This window comes from Micromonospora sp. AMSO12t (assembly GCF_008806585.1).
GTDB classification, from domain to species: Bacteria; Actinomycetota; Actinomycetes; order Mycobacteriales; family Micromonosporaceae; genus Micromonospora; species Micromonospora reichwaldensis.
Genome location: NZ_WAAS01000227.1, coordinates 1 through 10,630 on the forward strand (window position 1 = coordinate 1; position 10,630 = coordinate 10,630).

Below are 10,630 nucleotides of genomic sequence, written 5' to 3' on the forward strand. Positions count from 1 at the left end.
GGCCCCTCCGGCCTGGCCCCACCCGGGGCCCCGATAGCCGCCGCCGGCCTGGACGTCTTCTTCGTCGGCCGCAACGGCGCGGTCTTCAACAGGTCATACCTGAGCGGCGCGCCGGTCGGGCCGCGGCCGATCACCGTCGCCGGCATCGCCCCACCCGGCGCGGTTGTCGCCGCGATCCCCGGGACCACTCCCGGAGTGGCGTTCGTCGGCACCGACGGCGCACTCCGCGTGGTCCGGTCGAACAGCACCGGCACCTGGACGACGGCACCGGCCAGCCCGCCGAACTTCGCCACACCCGGTGGCGGGCTCGCCGCCATCTCCGCCCTCGCCGGGTTCGTCACCGGGCTCGACGGCCGGATCTGGCAGGTGAGGCTGACCGGCGGCCCGATACCGGACCCGTGGCAACCGGTCGCCGTCGCCGGTGCCGGGGCCGCACCGGCCGGGGCGCACCTCGCCGCGGCCCAGTTCGCCGGCGGCCCGGCCATCGTCATGTTCGCCGGCCACGACGGTGCCGTCCGGGCCACCTCGAACGTCGCCGGAACCTGGCACGAGCCGACGGCAGCCACCGCATCCGGCGTCGCCATCGCCGGAAAGCCGATCGCCGCCACCATCCACGGCGACCACCTCGACGGCGACTGGTGCGGCAACAGCCTGGCGTGGCAGATCCGCATCCCGAAGCCGAATCCGCCGTCCGGCCCCCATCCCGAGCCGTGGAACGCTGTCGTCTCCTCGTTCCAGGCCCCCAGCATCCAGGCCGGCGGCCACATCGCCAACGTCCTGCGCTAGCACTACGCCATCGGCCGGATGCCGTCGCGGCTGACCTGCCGGCCGCCGCCCAGTCGCGCCGGGGCGCGGGGCGGGTGATCAGGATCCTATGGACGTCATCCGGCTGCTTTGAGGTCCATGGCGTCCTGATCACCGGGGCGGGCGCTCACGCGGAGGTGTCGTCCTTCACCGGCGGCCAGTGGGCCAGCTTCGTCCAGGGACATCAAGGGCGGCAGGTCCGACGCCCGAGCGACGGCGCCGGGTGTGGCCATCGGCTGCCCCCGGCTGCCGGACAGCTTCGTCGCCCGGCCAACGTTGTCAGACGAAACATGGCCCGCTGCGTCAGCCCTGCTGAGTGGAACGATGGACCGATGAGCGATCTCGGAAGATGGGAGCCGGAGACTCCTCGACAAGTCGTGGACCGGTTTCGCCGCAGCGACGTTCGACAGCCTTGGTGGATCGCCGGCGGCTACGCGATCGAACTGTTCGCCGGCCGCAGTCTTCGCCCCCACGGTGACATCGATGTCCTGATCCTTCGACGTGATCAGTGGATGGTCCACCACGTCCTACCCGGCTGGGACATCCAAGCCGCCGATCCGCCCGGGCAGCTGCGTCCCTGGAGAGAGGGGGAGCTGCTTCCCGAACACGTCCACGACATCTGGTGCCGAGAAGGTCCCACCTCGCCCTGGCGGATCCAGTTCATGATCGACAACGCCGAAGGGCAGCATTGGCACTCGCGACGCCACCCGGCGGTGACACTTCCTGTCGACCGCCTCGGTCGACGCACCCGCGATGGCTGGCCGTACCTTGCTCCAGAGGTCCAGCTTCACTACAAGGCGAAGCCGGCAAACCAACTGGCCAAGGATGAGATCGACTTCGCCGCAGCCCTGCCGCTTCTCAGCCAACCAGCCAGCCGATGGCTCGACGAGGCCCTGGGAACCACCCTTCCTGACCATCATTGGCGCCGAGCACTGAAGACCCACACCGCCCATCCACGATGAGCGGTGCTCCCCGCCGTCAGAGCCTGCCTCAACGGGTGGATCCCGTACCTGGCACGGGGCGAGCCGGAGTCAGTAGGACTTGTCCTGACCGAGGACGTGCTGGGCGACGAAGTTGAGGATCATCTCGCGGCTGACCGGGGCGATCCGGCCGGCGCGCACCGCGCCGAGGAGCGTGGCCACGCCGTACTCGGTGGTCATGCCGGCCCCGCCGAGCACCTGGACGGCCGTGTCGACCGCCAGCGCGGCGGCCTCCCCGGCGGCGTACTTGGCCATGTTGCCGGAGACGCCGGCCTCCAGGTCGCGGCCCGCGTCATAGAGGGTGGCCGCCTTGTGGATCATCAGGCGGGCCAGCTCGACCTGCACGGCGGCGTGCGCGAGCGGGTGGGCCACGCCCTGGTGGGAGCCGATGGTCCGGCCGCCCCAGACCTTGCGGGTGGCGGTGTACTCGCTGGCCCGCTCGATCGCGTACCGGCCGGTGCCGGCGCCCATCGCGGCGACCGTGATCCGCTCCGGGTTGAGCCCGGCGAAGAGCGCGGGCAGGCCGGCGTCCAGCGACTCGCCGACCAGCGCGTCGGCGGGCAGCCGCACGTCGTCGAGGTAGAGCAGGAACTGGTTCTCCGGGGAGACGATCTCCATGTCCAGCTTGGAGCGGGTCAGCCCCGGCGCGTCGGTCGGCACGATGAACAGCGCCGGCTTTAGTTTCTGCGGAGTGGCATCCCCTGTGCCGGCCTGGCCGTCTTCGACAGCGACGCGGGCGACGACCAGCACGTACGACGCCTCGTCGACGCCCGAGATGTAGCACTTGCGACCGGAGAGCAGCCAGTCGTCGCCGTCGCGGCGGGCCACCGTGCCGAGCCGGTGGAAGTTGGAGCCGGCCTCCGGCTCGGTGATCGCGAAGACCACTTTCAGCGAGCCGTCCGCGAAACCGGGCAGGAAGCGCTTGCGCTGCTCCTCGGTGCCGTGCCGGGCGATCACCGTGGCCGCGATGGCGGGGGAGACCACCAGCAGCAGCAGCGGGCAGCCGGCCGCCGCCAGCTCCTCGCAGACGATGGCCAGCTCGGTGATCCCGCCCCCGCCGCCGCCGTACTCGGTGGGGATGTTGACCCCGAGGTAGCCCAGCCGGCCGGCCTCGTCCCACAGCTCGGTGGTGTGCTCGCCGGCTCTCGCCTTGGCGACGAAGTATTCGTGGCCGTACCGGCGGCCCAGGGCGCGCACGGCGTCGCGGAGCTGGTCCTGCTCGGGGGTGAGGTCGAAGTTCATCGGGGGGCCTCCAGGATCACTCGGGGTTGACCACGGCCAGCACGGTGCCCGTGTCGACCTGCCCGCCGGCCGCGACCGGAAGCTCGGCGACCACGCCGTCGGCCGGGGCGAGCACGGGATGTTCCAGCTTCATCGCTTCCAGGGTCAGCAGCAGGTCGCCGGCCGCCACCCGCTGGCCGACCTCGACGTGCACCCGGGTCACCGCCCCGGGCAGCGGCGCGACCAGCGACCCGGCCGCCAGCTCCGCCGTGGGCTCGGGGAAGCGCGGCAGCTCCGTCAGGCTCGCCGCCCCGTCCGGGCCGTCCACGAAGACCTCCGAGGACACCCGGTGTACGCGGTACGCCCGCCGCACCCCGTCGACGTCGAGCACCACCCGGTCCGGGGTGGCCTGGACAAGGCTCACCACGGGCGTCGGCCCGCCTGCCGGGGCCGCCTTGTCCGACGACGACCCGCTGGCCGGGGCCGCTCCGTCCGGGGCCAAACCGTCGGTGCGGGCGGTGGAGCCGGCGCCCGGCGAGGCCGACCACTCGGCGAGGCCGCCCGAGCGGTCCAGCCGGTAGCGGACCTCGATCTCGCCGTCCGGTCCCGCGTAGCGGGTGACCTGCGGGAAGGCGGGCACGTTGCGCCAGCCCGATGGGAGGCCGGCGAGCACCGGCGCGGCGGCGCGGCGGGCGGCGGCGGTGGCCAGCGCGGCGGCCAGGGCCACCAGGGGGAGCTGGTCGGTGGGCAGCAGCGGGGCGAAGACCTCCCCGTGCCGGTCCAGGAAACCGGTGTCGATCTCCACGGCGCCGAACTCGCGGCTGCGCAGGATGCGGACCAGCAGGTCCCGGTTGGTGGTCACCCCGTGCAGCTCGGCCCGGGTCAGCGCGTCGGCCAGCAGCCGGATCGCCTCGGCGCGGGTCTGGCCCCAGGCGATCACCTTCGCCAGCATCGAGTCGTAGTGCACCCCGACGGTCGAGCCGTCCACCACGCCGGAGTCCAGCCGCAGGCCGATCGCCCGGAGGTTGCCGAACTCCCGCGCCACCCCGGGGACCGCGAACCGGTGGAGGGTGCCGGTGGCGGGAAGCCAGCCCTGCGCCGGGTCCTCGGCGCAGAGCCGCACCTCGATCGCGTAGCCACGCATCCAGTTCGGGTCAATGGCGTTCTCCGGCAGGGGCTGGCCCTCGGCGACCATCAGTTGCAGCCGGACCAGGTCCAGCCCGGTGCAGAGTTCGGTGACCGGGTGCTCGACCTGGAGGCGGGTGTTCATCTCCAGGAAGTAGATCTCCCCGTCGGGCGCGAGCAGGAACTCGACCGTGCCGGCGCCCACGTAGTCGACCGCCCGGCCGGCGGCCACCGCCGCCTCGTGCAGCCGTTCCCGGACCTCGGCGGGAAGGACCCCGGGGGCCTCCTCGACGATCTTCTGATGCCGGCGCTGGATCGAGCACTCGCGCACGCCCAGGGCGGCCACCGTACCGTGCGTGTCGCCGAAGATCTGGACCTCGACGTGCCGGCCGCGCTCGACGTACCGCTCGACGAAGACCGTGCCGTCGCCGAACGCCGCAGCCGCCTCGCGGCGCGCGGAGGCGACGGCCTCGGCGAGGTCGGCGGCGTCGCGGACGATCCGCATGCCGCGCCCGCCGCCGCCGGCGGACGCCTTCACCAGCACCGGGAAGTCGGTGATCGCGTCGGCGTCGGTCCAGGTGGGCAGCATCGGCACGCCCGCCTCGGCGAGCAGGGCCTTCGCCGCCACCTTGTCGCCCATCGCGGCGATCGCCTTGGCCGGCGGGCCGACCCAGGTCAGCCCGGCGTCGGTCACCGCGGCGGCGAATTCGGCGTTCTCGGCGAGGAAGCCGTAGCCGGGGTGGACCGCGTCGGCACCGGCCCGGCGGGCCGCGTCGAGGATCAGGTCGATCCGCAGGTACGTCTCGGCGGGCGTGTTCCCGGGCAGCCGCACCGCCTGGTCGGCCTCGGCGACGAACGGCGCGTCGGCGTCGGCGTCGGAGTGCACGGCCACCGTCTCGACGCCCAGCGTCCGACAGGTGGCGAAGACCCGGCGGGCGATCTCGCCCCGGTTCGCCACCAGAAGTCTCGTGATCACTGAGTCTGCCTTTCGTTCGCGACTGCGGGACTCCGCTTCGCTGCGTTCCTCGCGCTCACAGTCGGAAGACGCCGAAGCCGTCGGCGCCCCTGACTGGTCCGGTGTGGATCGCCGACAGGCAGAGCCCAAGGACAGTACGGGTGTCGCGGGGGTCGATCACCCCGTCGTCATAGAGCCGGCCGGAGAGGAAGAGCGCGCCGGACTGCGACTCGATCTGCTGCTCGACCATCATCCGCATCGCGGCGTCGGAGTCCTCGTCGTAGTCCCGGCCCCGGGCGGCGGCGGCCTGCCGGGCCACGATGGACAGCACGCCCGCGAGCTGCGCCGGCCCCATCACCGCCGACTTGGCGTTCGGCCAGGTGAAGAGGAACCTCGGCTCGTACGCCCGCCCGCACATGCCGTAGTTGCCGGCGCCGTAGGAGGCGCCCAGGTTGACCGTCAGGTGCGGCACGGTCGAGTTCGACACCGCGTTGATCATCAGGGCGCCGTGCTTGATGATGCCGCGCTGCTCGTACTCGGTGCCGACCATGTAGCCGGTGGTGTTCTGGAGGAAGATCAGCGGGGTGTCGGCGGCGTTGGCGAGCTGGATGAACTGGGCCGCCTTCTGCGCCTCCTCGCTGAACAGCACGCCCCGCGCGTTGGCCAGCACCCCGACGGGATAGCCGTGCAGCTCGCCCCAGCCGGTCACCAGGGCGGTGCCGTAGGCCGGCTTGAACTCGTCGAACTCGCTGCCGTCGAGCACCCGGGCCAGCACCTCGCGCGGGTCGAACGGCACCTTCAGGTCGGCGCTGGCGATGCCGAGCAGCTCCTCCGGGTCGTACTTCGGCGGAGCCGGGAACGGGTTGCGCGGCGGCGGGCCCTGCTTGCGCCGGTTCAGCCAGCGTACGCACTGCCGGGCGAGCCGGATGCCGTCGGGCTCGTCCTCGGCGAGGAAGTCGGCCAGCCCGGACGTGCTCGCGTGCATGGCGGCCCCGCCGAGGGACTCGTCGTCGGTGACCTCGCCGGTGGCCATCTTCACCAGCGGCGGCCCGGCCAGGTAGACCTGCGACCGGTCCCGGATCATGATCACATGGTCGGACATCCCCGGCACGTACGCGCCCCCGGCGGTGGCGTTGCCGAAGACCACGCTGACGGTGGGGATCTTCGCGGCCGAGAGCCGGGTCAGGTCGCGGAACACCCGACCGCCCGGGATGAAGATCTCCGCCTGGGTGGGCAGGTCCGCGCCCGCCGACTCGACCAGGTTCACCATCGGCAGGCGGTTGGCCAGGGCGATCTCGCCCGCCCGGCGGGTCTTCGCCAGCGACCACGGGTTCACCGCGCCGCCGCGTACCGTCGGATCGTTCGCGACGATGAGGCACTCGACGCCCTCGACGACGCCGATGCCGGTCACCACGCTGGCGCCGACGGGAAAGTCGGTGCCGTACGCCGCCACCGGCGACAGCTCCAGGAACGGGCTGTCCGGGTCGAGCAGCAGTTCGATCCGCTCCCGGGGGAGCAGCTTGCCCCGCTTGTGGTGCCGGGCCACGTACTTCTCGCCGCCGCCGGCGCGGGCCTGGTCGAGGGCCGTCTCCAGCTCGGCGAGGCGCTCCAGCAGGGCCTCCCGGTTGGCGCGGTACCCCGGCGAGGACGCGTCGACCGCGCTGCGCAGTGTCGTCATAGGCCCATGCCCTTCGCGATGATCTCGTTCATGATCTCGGTGGTGCCGCCGCCGATGCCGAGGATCCGGGCGTCGCGGTAGTGCCGCTCCACCTCGGCGTCGCGCAGGTAGCCGTAGCCGCCGTGCAACTGGAGCGCCTGGTCGACCACCTCGGCGCAGGCGGCCACCGCGACGTTCTTCGCCATCGCCACCTCGGTCACCACCGGCTCGCCCGCCGCCACCCGGGCCGCCACCTGGTGCACGTACGCGCGGGCCGCCTCGGTGCGGGTGTGCATCTCGGCCAGCCGGTGCCGGATCAGTTGCCGGCTCGCCAGGGGGCGGCCGAACGTGGACCGGTCCCGGCACCAGCGCACCGCCAGCTCCACGGAACGCTGCGCGATGGCGTACGCCTGGGTGGCGAGGGAGAGCCGCTCCGCGGCGAAGTTCTGCATGATCGCCAGGAAGGCGGTGTCCTCCGCGCCGACCCGGTTCGTCACCGGCACCCGGACGTCGACGAAGGACAGCTCGGCGGTGTCGGAGCAGTGCCAGCCGAGCTTCTCCAGCCGACGCCCGACCGTGAAGCCCGGCGTGCCCTTGTCGATCACCAGCAGGGTCAGGGCGCCGGTGCCCGGCGGCAGGGTGCAGACGGCGGTGGTCACGAAGTCGGCCCGTACGCCGCTGGTGATGTAGGTCTTCGACCCGTTGACCACGTAGTGGTCGCCGTCGCGCTGGGCGTGGCTGCGGATGCTCGCCACGTCCGAGCCGCCGTCCGGTTCGGTGATCGCCAACGCGCCGATTATGGAGCCGGCCAGCGTGGGCCGGACGTACCGGTCGATCAGCTCCGCGTCGCCGGAGGCGACGATGTGCGGCAGGGCGATGCCGTGGGTGAACAGCGCCGCGATCAGTCCGGACGAGCCGCCGGAGCGGATGATCTCCTCGGTGACGATGACCGAGTCGAGCAGGTCGCCCCCGCTGCCGCCGACCGATTCCGGGAAGCCGATGCCGAGCAGGCCGAGCTTGGCGGCGGTGGCGTGCAGTTCCCGGGGGATCTCGCCGGCCCGCTCCCAGCCGTCCAGGTGCGGCAGCACCTCCCGGGTGACGAAGGCCCGGGTCAGCTCCCGCAGTTGCCGGCGCTCCGGCGTGTCCACGATGGTCATCGGCCCTCCCGGGGCGTCGCGCCTACGGCCGGGGAGTCCGGGCCGGGCGTGAGTTCCGCCGGCAGGTCGACGAGCCGGGACCGGAGCAGCTCGCCGAGCGCCTTGGCCTGCGGATCGAACCGGGTGGAGGCCGCCACCCCCTGCCCGAGCAGGCCCCGGACGACGAAGTTGACGGCCCGCAGGTTCGGCAGCTCGTACCGCTCCACGGTCAGCGGCGCGGTCTCCGGCAGCAGCTCGCGCAGCCGCGCGGTGGTCAGCCAGCCGCGCAGCCACCGCCAGGTGGCGTCCGTGCGGGCCCAGACGCCGAGGTTGGCGTCGCCGCCCTTGTCGCCGGAGCGCGCCCCGACCAGCTCGCCGAGCGGCGCGCGCCGGACGGGCCGGTCGGCCGCCGGGGCCGTCCCGTCGGACGCTGTCCCGTCGGACGCCGTTGCGTCGGGCGTCGGTCCGTCGGACGCCGTTGCGTCGGGCGTCGGTCTGTCGGGCGCCGGCCCGTCGGGCGGGCCGGCGGGGGACCCCGGCTCGTCGGGCGGGCCGGCGGTCCGCGCCGGCGGCGGGATCGACACCCGCTCGCCGGAGGGGAGCACCGCGACGTGCGGCACCGCGTCCTGCGGCACGGAGTCGGCGGTGAACACCCCGTAGGGCGTCGCGTCGCCCGGCAGCGTGGTCAGCGTGCAGCCGGGGTAGGAGGCCAGGGCCAGTTCCACCGCGGCGGCCGAGAAGGCCCGCCCGGCCCGCGCCTTGTCGCCGTCGCGCAGGTGTACGTGCAGCAGCGCGCTCGCCGCCTCGGTGTCGACCGCGTCGGCGTGGTCGGTGCGGGCCAGGGTGAACGCCAGCCCCTCCGTGCCGACCGCCGCCTCGACCTGGCTCCGCACCAGAGCCGCCTTGGCGGGGATGTCGAGCCCGCACAGGACGAAGGTCATCGAGTTGCGGAAGCCGCCGAGGTTGTTGACGCCCACCTTGAGCGTGGCTGGCGGGGGCGTACCCCGGACGCCGCTCACCCGTACCCGGTCCGGCCCGTCGGCGCTCAGGGTGACCGTGTCCAGCCGGGTCACCACGTCCGGCCCGAGGTAGGCCGGGCCGCCGACCTCGTAGAGCAGCTGGGCGGTGACCGTCTCCACGGTGACCGCGCCGCCCGTGCCCGGGTGCTTCGTGATCACACAGGAGCCGTCGGGGTGCAGCTCGGCGACCGGGAAGCCGGGGCGCCGCCCGCCGTCGGGCAGCTCCGTGAAGAAGCTGAAGTTGCCCCCGGTCACCTGCGCCCCGCACTCGACCAGGTGACCGGCGACGGTCGCCCCGGCCAGCGCGTCCAGGTCGTCGCGCCCCCAGCCGAACCGGGCGATCGCCGGCCCGACCACCAGTGACGCGTCGGTCACCCGGCCGGTGACCACCACGTCCGCCCCGCCGTCGAGGCAGGCCGCGATGCCGTACGCCCCCAGGTAGGCGTTCGCCGTCAGCGCGTCCGGGCGGGCGAGGGCGTCGCCCTCGACGTACCCGACCCGGACGGTCAGGCCGAGCCGGTCGGCGAGCGACCCGATGGCGGCGGCCAGGCCGGCCGGGTTCAGCCCGCCGGCGTTTGTCACGATCCGTATGCCCCGGTTCAGCGCCGTGCCGAGGCAGCCCTCCAGCTGGCGGAGGAAGGTCTTCGCGTAGCCGAGGGAGGGGTCGCGCAGCCGGTCCCGGCCGAGGATCAGCATGGTCAGCTCGGCGAGGTAGTCGCCGGTCAGCACGTCCACTTCGCCGCCGTCGAGCATCTCCCGCCACGCCGTGAACCGGTCACCGTAGAAGCCGGAGGCGTTGCCCACCCGCAGCACGTCGCTCACGCCGGCACCCCGCCCGCCACGCCGGTCCAGCCGGCCGCCCCGGCAGCGGGGGCCGCGTCGGTCGTGTTGGCCGCGTCGGTCGTGTCGGCCGTGCCGGGTGCGTTGGCCGTGTCGGCCGTGTCGGGTGCGGGAGCCGTCGGCGGGCGGCCGGGACCCGGTGGGCCGGCGAAGGCCTGCGCGACGTCCAGCCAGGCGTCGGCGACCGGGCCGGTCGCCGCCAGCGCCAGGTCCGCGCGGTGCCTCCGCTGGGTGACCAGCAGGCAGAAGTCGAGCGCGGGACCGGTGACCCGGTCGGCGGCGTCGGCCGGGCCGTACGCCCAGGTGTCGCCGTCCGGCGCCGCCAGCTCGACCCGCACCGGCGCCGTGGGCACCGGCCGGCCGTGGGCGGCGAAGCTGTGGCCGAGGGTACGGAAGCCGAGGTGCGCCACGTGCCGCAGTCGGGCCGTGCCGGGGCGGGTCACGCCGAGCGCGTCGGCCACGTCCGTGCCGTGCGCCCAGGTCTCCATGATCCGAGCGGTGGCCATCGAGGCGGCCGACATCCGGGTGCCGAACCAGGGCAGCTTCCCGCCCGCCGGCACGCGCGCCAACGCGTCGGCGAGCGCCGCCCGGCCGGCCCGCCAGCGGGGAAGCAACCCGCTCGGCGGGGCGAGGAACTCCGCCACTCCGACGTCGACGAGCCGGGCCGGGTCGGGGGCGGCGAGCACGACGGCGAGGAACGCCTCGGCGTCGGTGGCGGCGAGCAGTGCGACGTGGTCGGTCCAGGCGAGGTGGGCGATCTGGTGCCCGACGCTCCAGCCCGGGGACGGCGTGGCGCGCTCCCAGTCGGTCGGCGGGCCGGTCACCAGGTCGTCGAGCTGCTGGGATTCGTCGGCCAGGTCCGCGAGCAGGTCCTTGAGGTCGACCATGGTGCC

Annotated in this window: 7 protein-coding genes and 1 pseudogene; 2 read left to right on the top strand and 6 right to left on the bottom strand. The window is 73.8% G+C overall.

What is annotated here, in order from left to right; translation table 11 throughout:
- On the top strand, nt 1–786 hold a 786-nt coding region (locus F6X68_RS33670), incomplete at its 5' end, for a hypothetical protein (RefSeq protein ID WP_225852414.1).
- 350 nt (nt 787–1,136) lie between these two features.
- Nucleotides 1,137–1,766 carry an amino acid transporter gene (locus F6X68_RS25285; protein WP_192581539.1) on the top strand — a complete coding sequence of 210 codons (630 nt, stop codon included), beginning with the start codon at nt 1,137–1,139 and terminating at the stop codon, nt 1,764–1,766.
- Between the two features lie 69 nt (nt 1,767–1,835).
- Here the strand turns inward: F6X68_RS25285 and F6X68_RS25290 are convergent, their stop codons facing one another.
- The 6 genes and pseudogenes from F6X68_RS25290 to F6X68_RS25315 all read right to left on the bottom strand — a co-directional run.
- Nucleotides 1,836–3,026, bottom strand: a complete 1,191-nt coding sequence (locus F6X68_RS25290; protein WP_151456619.1) for an acyl-CoA dehydrogenase family protein — start codon at nt 3,024–3,026, stop codon at nt 1,836–1,838.
- 16 nt (nt 3,027–3,042) lie between these two features.
- On the bottom strand, nt 3,043–5,106 hold the full coding sequence (locus F6X68_RS25295; RefSeq protein WP_151456620.1) for a biotin carboxylase N-terminal domain-containing protein: 2,064 nt from the start codon (nt 5,104–5,106) through the stop codon (nt 3,043–3,045).
- A gap of 55 nt (nt 5,107–5,161) precedes the next feature.
- Entirely contained in the window at nt 5,162–6,763 is a 1,602-nt protein-coding gene (locus tag F6X68_RS25300; RefSeq protein ID WP_151456621.1) for an acyl-CoA carboxylase subunit beta, read from the bottom strand.
- Nucleotides 6,760–7,899, bottom strand: a complete 1,140-nt coding sequence (locus F6X68_RS25305) for an acyl-CoA dehydrogenase family protein (RefSeq protein ID WP_151456622.1) — start codon at nt 7,897–7,899, stop codon at nt 6,760–6,762. Before F6X68_RS25305 ends, F6X68_RS25300 begins: the two co-directional genes overlap by 4 nt.
- Nucleotides 7,896–9,719: an acyclic terpene utilization AtuA family protein gene (locus F6X68_RS25310; protein ID WP_151456623.1), complete on the bottom strand. Its 1,824-nt coding sequence runs from the start codon at nt 9,717–9,719 to the stop codon at nt 7,896–7,898. Before F6X68_RS25310 ends, F6X68_RS25305 begins: the two co-directional genes overlap by 4 nt.
- Before the next feature lie 125 nt (nt 9,720–9,844).
- Nucleotides 9,845–10,624, bottom strand: a pseudogene (locus tag F6X68_RS25315) (TIGR03084 family metal-binding protein); the annotation flags it as partial.
- Nucleotides 10,625–10,630 lie beyond the last annotated feature (6 nt).